The 19,923-nt window shown below is 34.8% G+C and carries 19 protein-coding genes and 1 pseudogene; 12 read left to right on the top strand and 8 right to left on the bottom strand.

The annotated features are described in order from the left end of the window. The first annotated feature begins 106 nt into the window (after nucleotides 1-106). On the top strand, nucleotides 107-1,282 hold the full coding sequence (locus ACUN26_RS16720) for an acetyl-CoA C-acetyltransferase (protein ID WP_000552062.1): 1,176 nt from the start codon (nucleotides 107-109) through the stop codon (nucleotides 1,280-1,282). Nucleotides 1,283-1,310: 28 nt separating this feature from the next. Here the strand turns inward: ACUN26_RS16720 and ACUN26_RS16715 are convergent, their stop codons facing one another. After that, a complete protein-coding gene (locus tag ACUN26_RS16715; RefSeq protein WP_000567990.1) occupies nucleotides 1,311-2,063 on the bottom strand; it encodes an AAA family ATPase in 753 nt (250 codons plus the stop codon). Between the two features lie 10 nt (nucleotides 2,064-2,073). Next, nucleotides 2,074-2,318 (bottom strand): annotated as a pseudogene (locus ACUN26_RS16710) (hypothetical protein). Nucleotides 2,319-2,434: 116 nt separating this feature from the next. On the opposite strand from ACUN26_RS16710, the gene ACUN26_RS16705 reads away from it, so the two are divergent. Both ACUN26_RS16705 and ACUN26_RS16700 read left to right on the top strand, forming a co-directional pair. Next, entirely contained in the window at nucleotides 2,435-3,163 is a 729-nt protein-coding gene (locus ACUN26_RS16705; protein ID WP_001116885.1) for a DUF4184 family protein, read from the top strand. A 36-nt stretch (nucleotides 3,164-3,199) separates the two neighbouring features. Continuing rightward, nucleotides 3,200-3,964 carry a hypothetical protein gene (locus tag ACUN26_RS16700; protein WP_000973887.1) on the top strand — a complete coding sequence of 255 codons (765 nt, stop codon included), beginning with the start codon at nucleotides 3,200-3,202 and terminating at the stop codon, nucleotides 3,962-3,964. Nucleotides 3,965-4,010: 46 nt separating this feature from the next. Here ACUN26_RS16700 and ACUN26_RS16695 read toward each other — a convergent pair whose 3' ends face one another. Beyond that, nucleotides 4,011-4,442, bottom strand: coding sequence for a DUF3997 domain-containing protein (locus ACUN26_RS16695; RefSeq protein WP_000758796.1), 432 nt, complete (start codon nucleotides 4,440-4,442; stop codon nucleotides 4,011-4,013). A gap of 131 nt (nucleotides 4,443-4,573) precedes the next feature. Here ACUN26_RS16695 and ACUN26_RS16690 point away from each other — a divergent pair, with 131 nt between their 5' ends. The 3 genes from ACUN26_RS16690 (at nucleotide 4,574) to ACUN26_RS16680 (ending at nucleotide 5,854) form a co-directional block, all read left to right on the top strand. Beyond that, a complete protein-coding gene (locus ACUN26_RS16690; RefSeq protein WP_000769093.1) occupies nucleotides 4,574-5,029 on the top strand; it encodes an RDD family protein in 456 nt (151 codons plus the stop codon). A 152-nt stretch (nucleotides 5,030-5,181) separates the two neighbouring features. Next, nucleotides 5,182-5,280, top strand: a complete 99-nt coding sequence (locus ACUN26_RS16685) for a hypothetical protein (protein ID WP_000145639.1) — start codon at nucleotides 5,182-5,184, stop codon at nucleotides 5,278-5,280. A gap of 64 nt (nucleotides 5,281-5,344) precedes the next feature. Then, complete coding sequence (locus ACUN26_RS16680) at nucleotides 5,345-5,854, top strand: SDR family NAD(P)-dependent oxidoreductase (RefSeq protein WP_000218407.1); 510 nt, start codon at nucleotides 5,345-5,347, stop codon at nucleotides 5,852-5,854. A 64-nt stretch (nucleotides 5,855-5,918) separates the two neighbouring features. Here ACUN26_RS16680 and ACUN26_RS16675 read toward each other — a convergent pair whose 3' ends face one another. Beyond that, on the bottom strand, nucleotides 5,919-7,019 hold the full coding sequence (locus ACUN26_RS16675) for an ABC transporter ATP-binding protein (protein ID WP_000818938.1): 1,101 nt from the start codon (nucleotides 7,017-7,019) through the stop codon (nucleotides 5,919-5,921). A gap of 265 nt (nucleotides 7,020-7,284) precedes the next feature. On the opposite strand from ACUN26_RS16675, the gene malL reads away from it, so the two are divergent. Next, the gene (malL, locus tag ACUN26_RS16670) at nucleotides 7,285-8,961 is read left to right on the top strand and encodes an oligo-1,6-glucosidase (protein ID WP_000415167.1); all 1,677 of its coding nucleotides are present in this window, start codon (nucleotides 7,285-7,287) and stop codon (nucleotides 8,959-8,961) included. Between the two features lie 39 nt (nucleotides 8,962-9,000). Here malL and ACUN26_RS16665 read toward each other — a convergent pair whose 3' ends face one another. After that, the gene (locus tag ACUN26_RS16665) at nucleotides 9,001-10,761 is read right to left on the bottom strand and encodes an alpha-glycosidase (protein WP_000910466.1); all 1,761 of its coding nucleotides are present in this window, start codon (nucleotides 10,759-10,761) and stop codon (nucleotides 9,001-9,003) included. Nucleotides 10,762-11,087: 326 nt separating this feature from the next. Between ACUN26_RS16665 and ACUN26_RS16660 the strand changes: the two genes are divergently transcribed. The 4 genes from ACUN26_RS16660 to malR all read left to right on the top strand — a co-directional run bounded on the left by ACUN26_RS16660 (nucleotide 11,088) and on the right by malR (nucleotide 15,876). Continuing rightward, complete coding sequence (locus ACUN26_RS16660) at nucleotides 11,088-12,347, top strand: extracellular solute-binding protein (protein ID WP_000709915.1); 1,260 nt, start codon at nucleotides 11,088-11,090, stop codon at nucleotides 12,345-12,347. A gap of 76 nt (nucleotides 12,348-12,423) precedes the next feature. Next, complete coding sequence (gene malC, locus ACUN26_RS16655) at nucleotides 12,424-13,725, top strand: maltosaccharide ABC transporter permease MalC (RefSeq protein WP_001195001.1); 1,302 nt, start codon at nucleotides 12,424-12,426, stop codon at nucleotides 13,723-13,725. Beyond that, the gene (gene malD, locus ACUN26_RS16650; RefSeq protein WP_001022595.1) at nucleotides 13,726-14,568 is read left to right on the top strand and encodes a maltosaccharide ABC transporter permease MalD; all 843 of its coding nucleotides are present in this window, start codon (nucleotides 13,726-13,728) and stop codon (nucleotides 14,566-14,568) included. It abuts the gene before it with no gap. A 285-nt stretch (nucleotides 14,569-14,853) separates the two neighbouring features. Continuing rightward, nucleotides 14,854-15,876, top strand: a complete 1,023-nt coding sequence (gene malR, locus ACUN26_RS16645) for a maltose operon transcriptional repressor MalR (RefSeq protein ID WP_000219032.1) — start codon at nucleotides 14,854-14,856, stop codon at nucleotides 15,874-15,876. A gap of 13 nt (nucleotides 15,877-15,889) precedes the next feature. On the opposite strand, the gene ACUN26_RS16640 is transcribed toward malR, so the two are convergent. Together ACUN26_RS16640 and ACUN26_RS16635 are read right to left on the bottom strand one after the other, a co-directional pair. After that, nucleotides 15,890-17,053: an aminotransferase A gene (locus ACUN26_RS16640; RefSeq protein WP_000434560.1), complete on the bottom strand. Its 1,164-nt coding sequence runs from the start codon at nucleotides 17,051-17,053 to the stop codon at nucleotides 15,890-15,892. Nucleotides 17,054-17,171: 118 nt separating this feature from the next. Next, a complete protein-coding gene (locus tag ACUN26_RS16635; protein ID WP_000929282.1) occupies nucleotides 17,172-17,372 on the bottom strand; it encodes a hypothetical protein in 201 nt (66 codons plus the stop codon). A 311-nt stretch (nucleotides 17,373-17,683) separates the two neighbouring features. Between ACUN26_RS16635 and ACUN26_RS16630 the strand changes: the two genes are divergently transcribed. After that, nucleotides 17,684-18,958: a sensor histidine kinase gene (locus ACUN26_RS16630; RefSeq protein ID WP_000420366.1), complete on the top strand. Its 1,275-nt coding sequence runs from the start codon at nucleotides 17,684-17,686 to the stop codon at nucleotides 18,956-18,958. Between the two features lie 38 nt (nucleotides 18,959-18,996). Here the strand turns inward: ACUN26_RS16630 and ACUN26_RS16625 are convergent, their stop codons facing one another. Beyond that, a complete protein-coding gene (locus tag ACUN26_RS16625; RefSeq protein ID WP_000387494.1) occupies nucleotides 18,997-19,746 on the bottom strand; it encodes a DUF3967 domain-containing protein in 750 nt (249 codons plus the stop codon). Nucleotides 19,747-19,923 lie beyond the last annotated feature (177 nt).

The raw sequence follows: 19,923 nt of genomic DNA, 5'->3' as shown, positions 1-19,923 counted from the left end.
TATTTTGATTTTTTAGTATGTTTATAGTATGATAGTTTTAGATATACATCTTATGGAATTTCACCTAAAAACTGACTAGGGTACATAAGAGAGGGGCAAGTACAAAATGCATAATGTTGTCATTACAGCTGCAGTTCGTTCACCAATTGGAACTTTCGGAGGAGCACTAAAAAATATAACACCAGTAGAATTAGCTGTTCCTGTACTTCAGGAAGCTGTAAAACGAGGCGGGGTAGAACCACATGAAGTTGATGAAGTAATTTTAGGTCATTGTATTCAAAGAACTGATGAAGCAAATACGGCGAGAACGGCTGCATTAGCGGCAGGATTTCCTGACACAGTTACGGGCTATACAATCCAACGCCAATGTTCTTCAGGTATGCAAGCAATTATGTCAGCTGCAATGCAAATTCAATTAGGTGTGAGTGATGTTGTTATTGCAGGTGGAGTAGAAGCGATGAGTTCGAGCCCTTATGCATTGAAACAGCACCGCTGGGGACAACGTCTACAGCACGGAGAAATTCGTGATACGGTGTGGGAAGTGCTAGAAGATCCGATTCATCATATTATGATGGGTGAAACAGCGGAAAATTTAGTTGAACAATATGAAATTACAAGAGAGGAACAAGATGAAGTTGCGCTTCGCAGTCATACATTGGCACTACAAGCAATCGAGTCTGGATACTTTGACGATCAAATTGTTCCTATTACAATAAAAGAGCGTAGAAAAGAAATTGTATTTTCTAAGGATGAACATCCGCGTGCAGATATTACAGCGGAAAAATTAGCTGGATTAAAACCAGCTTTCCGTAAAGATGGATCTGTAACGGCAGGGAATGCATCTGGTCTTAATGACGGAAGTGCAGTTCTAGTATTAATGAGTGAAGAAAAAGCGAAAGAAAAAGGCTTACAACCGTTAGCTAGAATTGTTGGCTATTCAGTAGCTGGAGTAGATCCTAAAATTATGGGAATTGGACCAGCACCAGCAATTCGTAAAGGATTAGAAAAAGTAGATTGGTCATTAGAAGATGCAGATTTACTTGAAATTAATGAAGCTTTCGCTGCGCAATACCTAGCTGTAGAGAAAGAATTAGGTTTAGACCGTGAAAAAGTGAATGTAAACGGTAGTGGTGTAGGACTTGGACACCCAATCGGTTGTACAGGAGCTCGTATCACTGTAAGTTTAATTCATGAATTAAAAAGACGTGGATTAGAAAAAGGAATTGCCTCTTTATGCGTCGGTGGCGGTATCGGGGTTGCCTTATTTATAGAAGCGTTATAAAAAAGAAGCAGCGTTTGCTGCTTCTTTTTTACGACTCAAATAGATGATGGAATAATCGATCGCGATTTTCAAAGAAAAGTTTCGTCGTTTGATAATGCTCCGTTTCTTCTAAAGATGATTCGTGAATCCCCTCTTGTGTTAAAGAATATATAGTAGATTCAGGATAAGCCATTAATATAGGGGAATGCGTGGCAATAACAAATTGTGAACCTTGTTCAGCTAGTTCGTGCATTCGAATGAGCATGGAAAGTTGTCTCATCGGGGATAAAGCTGCCTCAGGCTCATCTAAAATGTATAAACCTTGTCCTGAAAAACGGTTCATAAATAAGGAGAAAAATGATTCGCCATGTGATTGTTTGTGTAGTGAGATACCACCATATGAGTCAATAACTGGATTTCCGCGTGCTTCTGGATCAGCATCCATTTCATCGATATAAGAAGCGACGTTATAAAATGATTCAGCGCGAAGAAAGAAACCATCGCTTGGTGTATTAAAACTTTTTGAAATTCGAAGATATTCATGTAAAGATGAATGTGAATTATTTGTGCTAAAACGGAAATTCTTCGTTCCACCTTCAGCATTAAAACCTAAAGCAATTGCAATTGCTTCAAGTAGTGTTGATTTACCTGTTCCGTTTTCTCCAATAATGAATGTTACATTTGGATGGAAAAGGAGCGATTGTAATGTTCGAATAGCGGGTAAACAGTAAGGATATGCGGAAAAGCTAGGGATATCTTCTTTTTTTAATGTGACACTTTTTAAAAAGGGTACGTCAATCAATATATAAACCTCAATTCATAACGGATTTTGATTTAAAAAAAGCAAAAAATACAAGTGTAAGACGACTTGCTAATAAAGTGCGCCAAAACCGAGATTTTCCCAGCCGAACGTCATTCTCTGCAATATAAAAATGGAAAGAACGCTTATAAAGCCAACGAGAGCAGGCGTATATTTTATAATTTTTAAGTTCTTCCATAGAAAAAAGAAAAGTGTTAATGACATGAGAACTCCCATTTTATTTTCTGAATATTTCATGAGGATTATAACATGGAAACTATCATATTCCAATGTGAAAATAAACATTGCATGAAGGTCAATTCTCTCGTTATGATAGATGATATTCTATTGGAAATATGAAAAGGAGTTAAAATATGCCGTTTACATTTGCGCATCCAGCAGCTGTTCTCCCTTTTTCTAAAAAGCAGGTTAATTATATTTCAGTAACGGCTCTTATATTAGGTAGTATGGCACCTGACTTTGAATATTTTTTACACTTTAGACCGTATGGCGTGATTGGACATACGTGGCTTGGGTTCTTATATTTAAATTTACCTCTTGTCTTTCTATTAGCATACATATATCATTACATTTTAAAAAAGCCGTTTATAACACATTTAGCTAAACCATTTGCTGGCTACTATACATATGCAGTAGATGAGAGGTGGGGACTTCATACATGGAAGGATTTCTTTGTATTTTGCTATTCTGCTTTATTTGGTATGCTCACGCATGTTGTTTGGGATGCGTTTACTCATAATACAGGCTACTTCGTTATGGAAATACCATTGTTACAAAGAGAATTACATAGTATTCCGGTGTATAAATATATGCAACATGGGAGTACATGTGTTGGTTTATTATTACTATTACACGTACTATGGAAGTATAAAGATGAAACAGGGAAAGATATTATTATAGCTTCAGAAAAAAGGAAGTATTGGGTTTCGGCAATCATTGTGGCAACTATTATATTTATCGTTCACGCGTTCGTAAATCCCTATTTTCATATTTTCCAAATAGGGGGTATAATAGTATCTGGACTGACAAGTTCGTTTTGTGGACTTCTTATTGTTTCTATAGTTTACAAGACTAGGGACTAATTTATTTTAATGAATGATAGTGTTAGGAGAAATTAAATGATGAAAGCATGGAAAAGTATTTTTGTTTTATGTAGTTTTCTTCTTATGTTAAGTGGTTGCTTCCATCAAGAAGAAAAGAAAGCTGAACCGAAGAAGAAAGAATCTATTCCTGAAACAAAAGAATATGGTGGGCGTGAGCTAAAAAAAATTGGGCAAAAAGTGAAAGAAACAGGATGGGGTACTTTCAAGTTAGAGCAGATACATTCTGTGAATCAAACATTTGAAGTAGCACCAATGAAAATTCATGTACAAGATGTGAAAGTAATCTCTTTATCACAAATGAGTGAAGACGCAAAAAATACATTAAAAGCATATACGGCATTAACTCCTGACGAAGTAAAGCGTAGATTGGGCGATAAGGTAAGTCAAGAAGATGCTGAATTATATGCATCGCTAAGTGGAACAGAGATTAGTGATACGATTCGTTACGTTGAAATTACATATAAGGTGGAAAATAGCGGGAATAAAAATATGCAATTTTTCTCTATGAATGATGTTACGATTAATGATAAGCAACATTTTAAAGTAGCGACTCAAAACTTTTTATATGATGAAGATACGCTCGTTGGTACGAAAAATGTATCAAGAGAAGATTATAAGCCTGGTGAAACAAGAGATGGAATTATCGGTTTAATACTTGATGATGGAAAAGAAAAGGTAAAGGATATTAAATTTACAACGGATGATTTAATGGCAGGAGACACAGAAACACAAGAAACTGTTAAAGAATCACAAAGTTTTAACATTTCACTTTCTGAGTAATATGTTTTTAAAATGATATAAGGAAAAACAGTCAGCATTCTATATATTATGCTGACTGTTTTTTTATTTCTTTTATGTATGAATCTACATTTTGAAAAGGCACTTTAATTTTAAACGCATCTTTTTGTTCATTAAATTGTTTTTCATTATAGGGACCGAAACGTTTATTGTGCTTTACGTCAATAATCCAATAATGTTCACTTTTTTTATTTGCAATTGCTGCGTCAGGGTTATTTGGATCTGACTTTTCCTCTGTTTGTTTTACAATAATGTATTTATCATCCCAAGCGATGTCTGTAATTTTGGCAGGGATGTATTGTGTGGCATATACAGCATCTTGCGTAGGGAACAGTTCAAATGCATTTCCAGAAGTACGTATGAGTTCGTATTCATCGTTAATCGTATAAGATACATGGTTTGTATTTCCTGTACAAGCAGTTAATAGGACGGCGACGAATAGGATTATCCATTTTTTCAATATGGGAACCTCCTTTACAATGCTGTTGTAACACATTGTACAAGAAAAGTAAGAGAAACGCCAGTTTACAATGTTTTTTAGAAGTGGTACGATGTAACGGGTAAAGAAGGATACGAAGGAGTCGACATAAAATGAAGTTGAAGATGCATCGTCCAGCGCTTGTAATGAATCGCATAGGTGCTTCCCTAATTGACATGTTTTTAATCTCGGTTATGTATGGTGCAGTAGTAGCTGTTATGACCGGAAACTATAGTGCTATTTTTAATCGGTTTAATATAAGTTTCGGTGACTATAGATATGATCTCGCAGTAGTTTTCATATTAATGGTTCTATATTTTATTTTGTTACCTTTTATTTGGAACGGTGTTACACTTGGGAAAAAAATAACGAGAACAAAATTGATTTCATTGACGAGTGAAAAATTAACGTTGCAAACATTAACTTTACGATTTTTTGTATTGTTATTACCGAACATGTTGTTACTTGGAATTCCGTTAATATGCAACGTATATATGATGTTGTTCCGCAAAGATAATTGCGGTTTTCATGATTTAATTACAAAGACAAAAGTGATGAATCTAGTATAATAAAAAACCTTTTTATGCTTGTACATAAAAAGGTTTTTTATTATGGAAGGATATTTTTCGAAGTAGAAAGTCCTTTTTCGATAGATTGAAAATTAAGAAAATGGTATAATAAATGAAAATAATATCTTTATATAATGAAGGGGGAAGTTGTAATGACGGGAGGTAGCATAATCTTTTGGGGGATTTTAATTTTCGTTGGTCTCGTTTTCGATCAGTGTAATAGTAAGAAAAAAGAAGGAGTAAAAAAGTAATCGCTTACAAATAAAAGAGTAACTTTTCTTGCTTGCAGACTAATCTTATAAAGGAGTATACTGAATGACGGTAAGACTTATAGAAGGGGTAATGAAAATGAAGCTTGCAGGAAAAGTTGCTATCGTAACTGGCGGTGGCATCGGTATTGGACGTAATACAGCTCTTTTGTTGGCTAAACAAGGCGCAAAAGTAATTGTGACGGACATTGATCAAGATAGTGGACAAGCAACAGTGGAGGAAATTACGAATCTAGGCGGAGAAGCCCTTTTTGTATCCTATGATATGGAAAAACAAGGAGATTGGCAACGTGTTATCAGTATTACTTTGAATGCATTCAGTCGCATTGATATGCTTTTTCAAAATGCTGGTTTATATAAAATAGATTCTATTTTTTCTCGCCAACAAGAGAACGATTCCAATGTACTTTGTATTAATGACGTTTGGATAGAGATAAAACAATTAACGTCATCTTTTATGAAACAGCAAGAAGAAGTGGTGCTTAGTGACTTACCGATTTTCGGTATTATTAGCACGAAAGGACAATCATTTCATACAGTAGAAGCCCTAGTATAATAATGAAAACCGCCCTCAATGTATGTGGACGGTTTTTTTGTATGTTATATACAAGAAAATTTTTTTAGCGAATACGTTGTTCGGTTTGGCTATCAAAGAAATGCGCTTTATTTAAATCAAATGCTAATTTAATTTGGTCTCCAGGTGAGAATATATGTCTTGCATCAACACGTGCTGCAAAATCTTGATTTCCAAGTTTCATATATAAAATGGATTCAGCACCTAACAACTCAGCAACTTCAATTTTTGATGTGAAAGTAGTAGATTGTGAAGCCTCTAAAAATAGTAGTTCATCATGAATATCTTCAGGACGAATTCCTAAAACGATTTCCTTATTTACATAACCTTGTTCACGTAATAATTTCATTTTTCCTTCAGATACTTTGATTTTCAATGAATTATCTATAACGAAATCAGTTTCAGTTAATGTACCACGGAAGAAATTCATAGCTGGAGAGCCAATAAATCCGCCAACAAAAATGTTTTCAGGTGTTTCATATACTTCTTTTGGAGTTCCAATTTGTTGAATCTTTCCGTCCTTCATAACAACAAGACGGGAAGCCATTGTCATTGCTTCTGTTTGATCATGTGTTACATAAATTGTCGTTGTTCCAAGGCGATGGTGTAACTTAGAAATTTCTGAGCGCATTGCAACACGGAGTTTTGCATCTAAGTTTGATAATGGTTCATCCATTAAGAAAACTTTCGCGTCTCGAACGATTGCTCTACCTAACGCAACACGTTGGCGTTGTCCACCTGATAACGCTTTTGGTTTTCTATCTAAATATTGTTCAAGCCCTAAAATTCGTGCGGCATCTTTCACACGACGATCGATTTCATCTTTTGGTATTTTTCGAAGCTTTAATCCAAATGCCATATTATCATATACACTCATATGTGGATAAAGAGCATAGTTTTGGAAAACCATTGCGATATCACGATCTTTTGGAGGAACATCATTCATTAGCTTACCATCAATTGAAAATTCTCCTTTTGAAATATCTTCAAGTCCAGCTACCATTCGTAATGTTGTAGATTTTCCGCATCCAGAAGGACCAACAAATACGATAAACTCTTTATCTTGAATGTGTAAATTAAAATCTGTTACAGCGGTTACGTTATTATCATATATTTTATAAATGTTTTCTAATTTCAGTTCTGCCATGGTATTTCCCCCTAGAAAAAATTATGCAAACGTTTTCTTTGAATTTATTATAAACGAATAGATTCAAAAAATAAATAAAAAAATAAAACGTTTTCATTTATTCGAGTGATATGTAGTAGTTTTCATATGTTTTCCTAGAAAAAGAAGGATAAAAATTGTAAGCGCTATTTTAAATTAAGATAGAATCTGTTATCATTCATTAGTGAAAACGTTTGCGCCTTGGGAGAAAGAGAAGAATGAATTACTAATGAAATGGGGTAGCATAATGGAAAAACAATGGTGGAAAGAAAGTGTAGTATATCAAATTTATCCTCGTAGCTTTTTGGATAGTAATGGTGATGGTATAGGGGATCTTCGTGGTATTATTTCAAAGCTAGATTACTTAAAAGAATTAGGGATTGATGTAATTTGGTTATCGCCAGTCTATGAATCTCCAAATGATGATAATGGTTATGATATAAGTGATTATTGTAAAATTATGAACGAGTTCGGAACAATGGAAGATTGGGATGAGCTATTACATGAAATGCATGAACGTAATATGAAACTTATGATGGATTTAGTTGTTAATCATACTTCTGATGAACATAATTGGTTTATTGAATCACGTAAATCAACAGATAATAAATATAGAGATTACTATATATGGCGTTCTGGAAAAGAAGGGAAAGAGCCGAATAACTGGGGAGCAGCTTTTAGTGGATCTGCATGGCAATATGATGAAATGACAGATGAGTATTATTTACATCTGTTTTCTAAAAAACAGCCGGATTTAAATTGGGATAATGAACAGGTAAGACAAGATGTTTATGAAATGATGAAGTTTTGGTTAGAAAAAGGAATTGATGGATTCCGCATGGATGTTATCAATTTTATTTCTAAAGAAGAAGGTTTACCGACTGTTGAAACAGAAGAAGAGGGGTATGTTTCAGGTCATAAGCATTTTATGAACGGTCCAAACATTCATAAATATTTGCATGAAATGAATGAAGAAGTATTGTCTCATTATGATATTATGACGGTTGGTGAAATGCCTGGTGTAACGACAGAAGAAGCTAAATTGTATACAGGAGAAGCTAGAAAAGAACTACAAATGGTATTTCAATTTGAACATATGGATTTAGATTCAGGAGAAGGCGGAAAATGGGATGTAAAACCATGTCCACTTCTTACTTTAAAACAGAATTTAACAAAGTGGCAAAAAGCATTAGAGCATACAGGATGGAATAGCCTGTATTGGAATAACCATGATCAGCCACGCGTTGTATCTCGTTTTGGTAATGATGGGATGTATCGTACTGAATCTGCGAAAATGTTAGCGACGGTGCTTCATATGATGAAAGGAACACCATATATTTATCAAGGAGAAGAAATCGGAATGACTAACGTTCGATTCGAATCAATTGATGAATATCGAGATATTGAAACGCTAAATATGTATAAAGAAAAAGTGATAGACCGTGGTGAAGATAAAGAAAAAGTCATGGAATCTATTTATATAAAAGGTCGTGATAATGCTAGAACTCCGATGCAGTGGGATGATCAGTATCACGCTGGATTTACAACGGGTGAACCTTGGATTACGGTAAACCCTAATTACAAAGAGATTAATGTGAAACAAGCAATCCAAGACGAAGGATCAATTTTTTATTACTATAAGAAATTAATTGAGTTACGCAAAAATAATGAAATAGTTGTGTATGGATCGTATGATTTAATACTAGATAATAGCCCTTCTATTTTTGCTTATGTAAGAACATATGGAGAAGAAAAGCTACTTGTGATTGCAAACTTCACTGCGGATCAATGTGTATTTGAATTGCCTGAGAATATTGTTTATAGTGAATCAGAACTGTTAATACACAATTATGACTCGGAAAATGGATTAATGGAAAACGTTACATTGCGTCCATATGAAGCAATGGTGTATAAATTGAAATAAGAAAAAGCCTTATGTCCGAGCGGCATAAGGCTTTTTCTATTACCATTTTAATATTGAGAATCCGTGCGGTGGAAGTGTAACTTGTAATACACTTGCTTCTGCTGAAAATTCTTCGTTTGTATATATATTGACTATTTTCTTCCTTGTAATATGGATAGGGAGTGAAGCTGTAATTTCATCGTTAGTAGGATTTAAAACGAAAAAGATAGTTTCATCTCCATATGTTTTCGTATAAGAAATGTAATTATGTTCATCATTTGCTTCGATGAATTGGAATGTACCATGTCCTCCAAATGCTTTATATTGTTTTCGTAATGAAAGTAATGTTTGTATATGTGTAAATAATACATGGTCTTGTTCTTTTGTATCCCAAATCATACATTTGCGGCAATCCGGGTCCATGCCGCCATCCATACCGATTTCGTCTCCATAATAAATACAAGGAGAGCCGATGTAAGAAAGATGGAATACATAGAGTAACTTTAACTTATTTTTATCTCCGTTACATGTTGTTAATATTCTTGGTGTATCATGGCTGTCTAATAAATGAAATGCGGCTTCATTTATATTCATAGAGTAGGAATGTAGGGATTCTGTAATTTGTTTCATGAATTCACTTGCTTTAATGGAATTGTTAGCAAAGTAAGAAAGTAGAGCATTTGTAACAGGATAGCTCATGACAGCATCAAATTGATCTCCGTGTAGCCATGGGAGGGCGTCGTGCCAAATTTCTCCTAAAATATATATTTCAGGATTTAACGCCTTTATCTCACTTCGGAATTCTCTCCAAAAGCAGTGGTCAACTTCATTTGCTACATCAAGGCGCCAACCGTCTATATTGAATTCTCTTACCCAATAACGCCCTACTTCAAGTAAATATTCTTTTACATCTGGGTGTGCAGTATTTAATTTAGGCATATACGGTGTAAATGCGAAAGTATCATAATTAGGAAGTGGCTCGGTTATAATTGGGAATTCATGAATGTGGAACCACTCTTTATATGCTGACTTTTCACCATGTTCTAGTACGTCCTGGAATTTATCGAAAAAGTAGCCACTATGATTAAACACAGCATCGAGCATTACTTTTATACCGTGTTTATGACATGCCCCAACAAGTTCTTTGAAAGTTTCTTTCGTCCCGAATTGCGGATCGATTTCCATGTAGTCAATAGTGTCATATTTATGGTTTGAATGAGCTTTAAAAATAGGTGTGAAGTATATTCCGGAAATCCCAAGTTTAACAAGGTAATCAAGGTTTTGAATAATACCAGCAAAATCTCCTCCGAAAAAATTAGTTGGAGTTGGTTCGGTACTTCCCCAAGGGAGGGTGTTTGCTGGATTTAATGTGCTGTCCCCGTTAGCGAATCGTTCTGGGAAGATTTGATACCATACTGTGTCCTTAATCCAAGGTGGTGCCATGAAAACGTCTTTTGTATGAATGAATGGAAAGCAGAAAAAGTTACCGACATCGTCATCTGGAATGTTTGAGAAAAAGCCTCGTTCTGCATAAATAAGAGTTTCTGTCTCAGTTTTTAATTCGAATCCATAACGTAAGCGCTTAAATTTTGGTTCGATTGAAATGGACCAATAATCAAATAATGCAGTAGAACCAGTTTTGTTCATCGGCGTATTTGACGTAATCCATTTTCCATCTGTCCATTCGTAAGGGTCACCATAAATAAGAGTGGCGATTTGAACATCGTTTCTCTTAGTACGTATTCGGATGTGAATTGTTTTTTCATCGTAAGCGTATGCATAATTATCTTTCGGCCTATGGTAAACGGCTTCTTTAAGCATATAGAAAATCCCCCTTTAATATCTCTATACATATTATTCCCTTAAATGTAATAATAAAGCCTGTATTGCAAACGATTGCCTTTCTATTAGCTTTAATATTGCTTATAAGAGTAGTATTCATTTCATATAAAGTCAATGTATAAAGAGCATAATGACATTATTTTTAAAATTAATATTTGCAAAATGAATAAAAGAATGTATAATGATAGACAAATAGCGCAAACGTTTTCATAGATTTGAGATAAGGTTTGCGCTTCTATTAAACTTTCAAATGCAAACGTTTTCAATTAGTGAGGTACATAGACAATTTAGGGAGGTTTTTGGGGATGAAGAAAGCATTATCATTATTAACGGTTTCGGCATTATCAATTGGTATGTTATCTGCATGTGGGCCGAAAGATTCAGGGAAAAAAGAGGAAAGTAAAGCGAAGAAAGACTATGACCTTCTCGTTTGGGAAGATGATAAAAAAGGCGTTGGTTTAGAACCAGCAGTGAAAAGCTTTGAGGAAAAATATAAAGTAAAAGTAAAAGTTGTTGAAATGCAAATGACAGATCAAGTGAAGAAGTTACGTCTTGATGGACCAGCGGGGACTGGACCGGATGTTGTAACATTGCCACACGATCAAATCGGAAATGCAGTAACAGAGGGCTTACTTTCTGAAGTGAAAGCAGATGATGCTGTTAAGAGTAAGTTTACTGATTTATCAATAGAAGCACAGACATATAACGGGAAACTATATGGCTTACCAAAAGCGATTGAAACACCAGTCTTTATTTACAATAAAAAGTTTATGCAAAAAGCACCAGAAACAATGGACGAATTGTTTAACTTCTCAAAAGATTTTACAAAGGATGGCAAGTACGGATTTTTAACATTAGGAGATAATTTCTACTTTGCTAATGCATTCATGGCAGGTATGGGTGGTTATGTGTTTGGTGAAAAAGATGGAAAACCAAATGCAAGTGATGTTGGGTTAAATAATAGTGGTGCTGTACAAGGTGCTGAATATCTTCAGAAATGGTACAAAGAAAAACTATTCCCGAAAGGTATTATCGGTGAATCTGGTGGACCTGCTGCTGATGGATTATTTAATGAAGGAAAAGCAGCTTCTATCATGAACGGACCATGGGCGTTCCAAGCGATGGAAAAGAACGGAATTGATTATGGTGTTGCTCCAATGCCAAAATTACCAAATGGTCAACCGATGAAAACGTTCGTTGGGGTAAAAGGATGGCATGTAACAAGCTTCTCTAAACAAAATGATTTAGCTACTAAATTCACTGAATGGGTAACGAATGAAGAAAACGCGAAAATTAGATTTGAGAAAACGAAAGAAATTCCGCCAGTAAAATCAGTAATGGAAGATCCGATTATTAAAGATAACGAAGCTGCAAAAGCGGTTGCAACGCAATCAGAAAATGGAATTCCAATGCCAAACATTCCAGAAATGCAAGAAGTATGGAAACCAGCTGGAGATGCCCTTCAATTAGTTGTTACAGATAAAGAGGCGCCAAAAGCAGCTCTTGATAGTGCAGTGAAGCAAATTAAAGGTAATATTGAGGCAAATCATAACAAGAAAAAATAAGGTGAAGTTCGTGCCTCTAATATGAGGGGCACGAATTCTCTCCCTTCCAAGTAGGAAGAAAAAAGGGGGAAGGAATATGCAAACATCTATGGAACCAATGAAAGATATGAACGGTTCAAAACATAGGAAAATGGCAACCATGTTATCAATCATTCCGGGCGTGGGCCAAATGTATAATAAACAATTTGTAAAAGGTCTTATTTTTCTAGTATTAACAGGTTCATTTATTGTAGCCTTTGCTGATTTATTAAATATGGGATTATGGGGGATTGTAACGCTTGGTACAGAAGTTCCACGTGATCATTCTGTCTTTCTATTAGTGGAAGGGATCTTAGCACTTATCGTTATCGGGTTTGGACTCGGAATATATGCATTTAATTTATATGATGCGTATCAAAATGGAAAGAAACGTGATATCGGAACACCTTTAAACTCTGTAAAAGAGCAATACCGTAATTTATTAGATCAAGGCTTTCCGTATTTAATGGTTTCGCCAGGTTTTCTACTACTTATCTTTGTTGTTGTATTTCCAATCATTTTCGTAATTTTAATTGGATTTACGAACTATGATTTATATCATTCTCCTCCAGCTAAATTAGTAGATTGGGTGGGCTTTAAAAACTTTATTGATATTTTCACACTACCGATGTGGAGAGAGACATTTTTAAGTGTATTCTCTTGGACGGTCATTTGGACATTCGTTGCAACGACATTACAAGTTGCACTCGGTATTTTTTTAGCGATTATCGTAAATCAGCCTGGTATTAAAGGGAAGGCAATTATTCGAACAATCTTCATTTTACCGTGGGCTGTTCCAGCATTCGTATCTATTCTTGTTTTCTCTGGTATGTTTAATGAAACGTTTGGAGCAATTAACAATCAAGTATTGGCGTTATTCGGAATTGAAAAGATAGCTTGGATGACAGATCCATTTTGGGCGAAGATAGCTTTAATTATGATTCAAACGTGGCTTGGGTTCCCATTCGTCTTTGCAATGACAACAGGTATTTTGCAATCGATTCCAGGAGAATTATATGAAGCGGCTACAGTAGATGGAGCGACAGCTTGGCAACAGTTTCGTAAAATTACATTGCCACTTGTTTTATATGCAACAGCACCAATATTAATTACGCAATATACGTTTAACTTTAATAACTTTAGTATTATCTATCTATTTAACGGCGGAGGACCTGCTGTAGCTGGACAAGATGCAGGTGGAACAGATATTTTAATTTCATGGATTTATAAGTTGACGATGACTTCAGCGCAGTACGGGAAAGCAGCAGCTCTTACAATGATTTTATCGTTAATCGTTATTACAGTTGCGTTATGGCAATTTAAGAGAACAAAATCATTCCAAGAAGAGGATATGATGTAAATGAATATTAAAAGACAGAAGATGTTACGTCTCTCATTAAGCTATTTCGTTATTTTTGTAATGTGTGCCATAATTTTCTATCCATTATTATGGATTATTGGCTCATCGTTTAATCCGGGTGATAGTTTATCTGGATCAAGTATTATTCCGCAAAATGCAACGTTAGATCATTATCGTAAGTTATTAGATCTAGAGAATAGTAATTACTTACTATGGTATAAAAACACATTAAAAGTAAGTGTTTTAACGATGATTTTCTCAGTGTTAGCAATTAGTTTTACTGCTTATGCATTTTCGAGATACCGTTTTGTTGGAAGAAAAAATGGCTTACTAACATTTTTAATTCTGCAAATGATTCCGAACTTTGCAGCGTTAATCGCTCTATACGTATTAGCGCAGTTAACAGGATTAATTGATACACACCTTGCATTAATTTTAATTTATGTAGGCGGGGCAATCCCTATGAATACATGGCTTATGAAAGGGTATTTTGATACGATTCCGAAAGAATTGGATGAGTCAGCTCGTATGGATGGAGCAGGGCATTTTCGTATTTTTTGGCAAATCATTATGCCGCTTGCAAAGCCAATCGTAGCGGTTGTAGCGTTATTCACTTTCATCGGTCCATTTACAGATTTCATTTTAGCGAGTATCATTTTGCGCACACCAGAAAATTATACTTTAGCAGTTGGATTATATGAAATGGTAGCGAAGAAATTTGGTAATGAATTTACGACGTTTGCAGCGGGTTCAGTATTAATTGCAATCCCAATTTCAATTTTATTCCTATCACTACAAAAATACTTTATCTCTGGTTTAACAGCTGGAGGTACGAAAGGATGAAAAATGGGACATTACGTCCCATTTTTCTTTTCATCTCCCTATAAAAAGCTTTATAGGGAGATGAAAAGAGATTTGACATCACATGTGAAAATAAGTGAAATAAATAGTATATTATAGTATAGGAAAAAAGAGCTATATCCCTTACAATACATGGAGAGGGAGAATATGATAAGTTTTGCAAGATAAAATAAATAAATGAAAGTTTATGACTTCTCCTATGACTTGCAACGAGTGCAAGATAAAATATATGAAAAATGGCAGAGAAGTGAGAGGAGGGGATTTTTTATGACAGTTACAATTAAAGATGTGGCGAAGAAGGCGAACGTAGCACCATCAACTGTTTCTCGTGTAATTGCTGATAATCCAAGTATAAGTGAAAAGACAAAGCGCCGTGTTCGAAAAGTAATGAGTGAATTAGGATATCATCCAAATTTAAATGCAAGAAACCTTGCGAACCAAACGACGAAGACACTTGGTCTTGTTATGCCAAGCTCTGCAAGTAAAGCTTTTCAAAATCCGTTTTTCCCGGAAGTTATAAGAGGAATTAGTTCATTTGCACATGTGGAAGGGTATGCACTTTATATGTCGACAGGTGAAACGGAAGATGAAATTTTTAATGGTGTTGTAAAAATGGTACAAGGGCGTCAAATTGGTGGTATTATTCTTTTATATTCAAGAGAGAACGATCGGATTATTCAATACTTGCATGACCAAAACTTCCCGTTTGTTTTAATTGGAAAACCATATGATCGAAAAGATGAAATCACATATGTAGATAATGACAATTATACAGCTGCAAGAGAAGTGGCAGAATATTTAATTTCACTAGGACATAAACAGGTCGCGTTCATTGGTGGTGGCTCAGATTTACTTGTAACAAGAGATCGTTTAGCAGGTATGAGTGATGCTTTAAAATTAGCAGACATTGTATTACCGAAAGAGTATATTTTACATTTTGATTTTTCAAGGGAAAGTGGTCAACAAGCTGTTGAAGAGTTAATGGGACTAAAACAACCACCGACAGCAATTATAGCTACGGATGATTTAATTGGACTTGGTGTGTTAAGTGCGCTTTCTAAAAAAGGATTCGTTGTACCGAAAGACGTTTCAATTGTAAGCTTTAATAATGCTTTATTATCAGAAATTGCGAGTCCGCCGCTTTCAACAGTTGATGTGAATATATATCAGTTAGGATATGAAGCAGCAAAAGCTTTAGTTGATAAAGTGGAGAATGCTGAATCTACTGCCAAGTGTATCATTATTCCGCATAAATTATTGAAGCGTCAAACATGTGATCATTATGCATAAAAAAGCTAGGAGTTTAACTCTTAGCTTTTTTTTGTAGAAAGGCTTCTAAACGATCACAGCCTTCTTTTAAAGTTTCGATACTATATGCATAGGAAAGGCGAAGATAACCTTCACCATACTCAGAAAATGCTGTTCCAGGAACGATGGCTAGTCCAGCTTCTTTTACTAGATCAAGTGCAAAATCAAATGATGAAGATGTTAAATGGCCAACATATGGGAATAAGTAAAATGCACCTGTTGGTTTTTCAACTGTTAGCCCCATTTGAGTGAGTCTATTATATACGTAATCACGGCGTTTTTTGTATTGGTGGCGCATCATCTTCGGTGCGTCTTTAGCGGCAGTTAATGCTTCGATTGCGGCATATTGGGCGATTGAAGTAGCACATGTTACATTGTATTGATGAACTTTTAAAATATGTCCTGCTAAATAGTTTGGTGCGAATAAAAGTCCAACACGCCAGCCAGTCATAGAATGTGATTTAGATAAACCGTTAATGACGATCGTCTTTTCACGCATTTCTGGGAAATGGGCGATAGATGTGTGTTTTTCTTCGTATACAAGTTCGCTGTAAATTTCATCTGAAAGAACAAAAATATTTTTATCTTTTAAGACTGATACAATATCTTTTAATTCTTCTTTTGATAAAGTTACACCAGTTGGATTAGAAGGATATGGCAGTACGACGCATCTCGTTTTTTCTGTAATAGCATTTTCTAGTGCTGCAGCAGTTAAACGAAATCCAGTTTCACGAACATCTACAAAAATTGGCGTTGCGCCGCATAGTCGAATAATAGGCTCGTAACCTGGATAAATAGGAGCAGGCAAAATTACTTCTGTCCCGGGCTCTAAAATCGTTCGGAATGCAACGTCAATTGCTTCACTAGCACCGATTGTAACGATGGTTTCGTTTTCAGCTGAATAATGTAAATCGTAGTTATCTTTTACAAAGTTACAAGCGGCCTTTCGTAATTCTAGTAAACCAGCGTTATGTGTGTAGCTTGTATAATTTTCTGTAATGGCCCGTTTTGCCGCTTCTTTTACGAGAGAAGGTGTAGGGAAATCGGGTTGCCCAATTGTTAAAGAGATAAGATTATCATAGTTTTGAATCATATTAGAGAATTGGCGGATTCCAGAAATTTGGATGTCCTTTACTCTAGGATTAATGAATTGTTCCATTGTATCTCCCTTTCTTCCGTTTGAAAATTAAGTTCATTTTATCATACTTTCTATGATTGCGCTTTGTATATGAAATTTAGAAAGAGAGAACAGAAAAAAAGCCGCTATAAGCGGCTTTTTAGTATCCGTATTCCCAATCTATTTCATCTTCATTCCAAAGTACAGAGGATACTTTGCCAAGGTGAACAACTGATTCGTTCACAGCACATGTGCAATCTGCTTCTCCTGTTTTATGCTGTAATTCCTCATACACTGATTTTTCAACATTTTCTAGAACTACCAAATTTTCTTCTTTTAAAACAAGCGTAGTACCTGCCATATTTATCTTCCTCCTACTAAAGTAATGATCACTTATTTGTAAACATAGATAGTATGGATTATATGCTGTATTTTACTATAGTTGTCCGTCTAGTGAAGTATTTTTTATATTTTCTTTGTAATCCGTATTCATTGTATACTGCATGAAGGAAATTTGGTACAGGGTTTACAATCATTTCGAAAATCTGTAACAATTAATATGTGTTGTTAACAAAGAATTAACAAATATGTTAAGAAAAATCAAAATTTTAAAACAAATACACTAATAAAATGATATAATCATATCAAAATACATATAGGGGATGAGAGGCTATGGAGCTTATCCGTGATTTATTGATCCAAATTGCCATCATTATTTTGCCATTATTTTTATATGAAGCGATTCGTTTAAATCGCTATCAAGAAATGCCTCCGAAGCCGAATCGTTACTTTATTATGTTTTTATCTAGCGTTACGCTCGTTCTCTCCATGACATATTCTATTTGTTTTGACAATGTTTGCGGGTATAACTTTCACCCAATCCCAATTGTCAGTGGTTTTTTATATGGTGGGATTGTCGGTTTAATCCCAGCAGTTATTTTTGTTACATATGAATGGGCACTAAAAGGAATGAGCATTCTTCCAGTTGTAGAAGTAATATTTCTATTGATAGTTCCATTGTTCTTATCAAAGAAATGGTCTCTTTTTTCAAGGGGTAAGAAGCTAATTTTAGCATTTATGATTTCGTCATTTTATGTGTTGGTTTTTCTAGTATTTGGTATAATTAATGTGCTGTTAGAAACAGGTTTTACACCGTATATTTCGCAAATATATAGCGGATTTATATTTGCCTCGCTTATTATGGTTATGACTATGGTATTTCAGGTGTATTTAACGGAATATTTAAATGAAAACGCATTACTACGTACTGAGATGCAAAAATCAGAAAAACTTAATATCGTAAGTGAATTAGCAGCAAGTGTTGCACATGAGGTTCGAAATCCGCTCACTGTTGTTCGTGGATTTATCCAATTGCTAGAAAGTACGGAAGAAATGAAGAATAAGGACTATATGCGTCTCGTATTAGCTGAATTAGATCGGGCGGAACAAATTATTTCAGATTATTTAAATTTAGCAAGACCGCAAATTGAGAAAAAAGAACACATTTGTTTATCCGCGCAACTTATAGAAATGACTACTTTAATGTCATCATTTGCAGCGATGCAAGGTGTATATTTGCAAGTTGAGATTTCTGAGAGCCTTTATACGATTGGTGATAAGACGAAATTGAAGCAAGCTATTATGAATGTTGTTAAAAATGGTATTGAAGCAATTCAAGGAAATAAAGGATATTTAAAAGTAACGGCTGTTCAAAAAGACGAAACAATCGTAATAAGAGTTAAAGATAGTGGCGTTGGTATGACAAAAGAACAGTTAGCAAGGCTTGGACAACCGTATTATTCTTTAAAAGAAAAAGGGACAGGATTAGGACTTATGGTGACATTTAGTATTTTACAAGCGCATAATGGTACACTGGAATATAAAAGCGAAAGCGGAAAAGGTACTGAAGCGATTATTATATTACCAGCTGTAAGAAGTAAGGAATAAAAGTTACCGATGGAAGGTAACTTTTTATTGTATATTGTTTATTCGTTTGTTCTTTCTTGTTTTGTTCGGCTAAATAAACTTTTAAATGAATGGAAGAAACCTTGTTCTTTTGAGGCGGCGACCATTCTTTTTGTTTCTTGAATTTCGCGAATAACTTGCATAAGTTGTGTATCACGGTTACTGTCTTTATGATAAATTTGATTAACGAGTTTATTCATTTTTTCTTCTTGCTTGGATTCTCGTTTATACATATGATTCATTAATAAGTCCATCTTTTCTTTTTGCAAGGCATCTGTTTGAGCGGCGTGATCAACTAACTCTTGTAGCATTTTTTCTTGAGAGCCTTCTTTTACATAAACTTGTTGCATCAATTCATCTAATTTTTCATCTTTCAAACGATTTTGTGTAATTAGAGTAGAATTTTGATGAATAATTGCTTCATTTAATTGAGCGAGCATTTCGAGTTTTAACATGAACTCCTCAAAGTTACGCCCATCTTCTTTTTCTTTCGTTTGTATTTCTTGCTTATCTTGTATAGCGGGTACAGGCGGGGCCTCTTTTTCTTTTAAAATAATAGGTATCGTTTCTGAAATATCTTCTTGCAGTTTAGCAGCTCTTTCATGTATAGATTTCAATAGTTTTAAATCATCCAGTTTATAAATACGAGCATCAGCTGTTTTTGAAATGATATACCCATGTTCCTCTAACAGTTGACTATATTTACGGACTATATGTTTTGGGATGCCTGTTTTATTCGTGACATCTTTTGTTTTATAGATAGCTTCCATGTTATTTCCTCCCCAAAAAGTATCGTATATATCATTTCAATCTTTTTATGAGGACTTCCTTTGAAAAAGAATGTCGGAAGGTTATTAGTTTTCTACAGCATTAGTGAAAAGATGAAGAAAAATGAGAGATTTTTGGCGGAATGGCGAAGAAGAGCTAAAATAATGTCTGAAAACATA

The sequence above is a fragment of the Bacillus sp. WC2503 genome (assembly GCF_052682895.1).
Note: the sequence above shows the minus strand (reverse complement) of the source record. Positions and strands in the feature narration are given on the sequence as shown.

Bases quoted from the DNA above. Each gene is read 5' to 3' on its own strand.
- malC (WP_001195001.1), top strand. From the start codon at position 12,424: ATGCAAACATCTATGGAACCAATGAAAGATATGAACGGTTCAAAACAT.
- ACUN26_RS16690 (WP_000769093.1), top strand. From the start codon at position 4,574: ATGAAGTTGAAGATGCATCGTCCAGCGCTTGTAATGAATCGCATAGGT.
- ACUN26_RS16700 (WP_000973887.1), top strand. From the start codon at position 3,200: ATGATGAAAGCATGGAAAAGTATTTTTGTTTTATGTAGTTTTCTTCTT.
- ACUN26_RS16630 (WP_000420366.1), top strand. From the start codon at position 17,684: ATGGAGCTTATCCGTGATTTATTGATCCAAATTGCCATCATTATTTTG.
- ACUN26_RS16635 (WP_000929282.1), bottom strand. From the start codon at position 17,372: ATGGCAGGTACTACGCTTGTTTTAAAAGAAGAAAATTTGGTAGTTCTA.
- ACUN26_RS16685 (WP_000145639.1), top strand. From the start codon at position 5,182: ATGACGGGAGGTAGCATAATCTTTTGGGGGATTTTAATTTTCGTTGGT.
- ACUN26_RS16660 (WP_000709915.1), top strand. From the start codon at position 11,088: ATGAAGAAAGCATTATCATTATTAACGGTTTCGGCATTATCAATTGGT.
- ACUN26_RS16625 (WP_000387494.1), bottom strand. From the start codon at position 19,746: ATGGAAGCTATCTATAAAACAAAAGATGTCACGAATAAAACAGGCATC.
- ACUN26_RS16675 (WP_000818938.1), bottom strand. From the start codon at position 7,019: ATGGCAGAACTGAAATTAGAAAACATTTATAAAATATATGATAATAAC.
- ACUN26_RS16720 (WP_000552062.1), top strand. From the start codon at position 107: ATGCATAATGTTGTCATTACAGCTGCAGTTCGTTCACCAATTGGAACT.
- ACUN26_RS16640 (WP_000434560.1), bottom strand. From the start codon at position 17,053: ATGGAACAATTCATTAATCCTAGAGTAAAGGACATCCAAATTTCTGGA.
- malD (WP_001022595.1), top strand. From the start codon at position 13,726: ATGAATATTAAAAGACAGAAGATGTTACGTCTCTCATTAAGCTATTTC.
- ACUN26_RS16680 (WP_000218407.1), top strand. From the start codon at position 5,345: ATGACGGTAAGACTTATAGAAGGGGTAATGAAAATGAAGCTTGCAGGA.
- malL (WP_000415167.1), top strand. From the start codon at position 7,285: ATGGAAAAACAATGGTGGAAAGAAAGTGTAGTATATCAAATTTATCCT.
- ACUN26_RS16705 (WP_001116885.1), top strand. From the start codon at position 2,435: ATGCCGTTTACATTTGCGCATCCAGCAGCTGTTCTCCCTTTTTCTAAA.
- ACUN26_RS16665 (WP_000910466.1), bottom strand. From the start codon at position 10,761: ATGCTTAAAGAAGCCGTTTACCATAGGCCGAAAGATAATTATGCATAC.
- malR (WP_000219032.1), top strand. From the start codon at position 14,854: ATGACAGTTACAATTAAAGATGTGGCGAAGAAGGCGAACGTAGCACCA.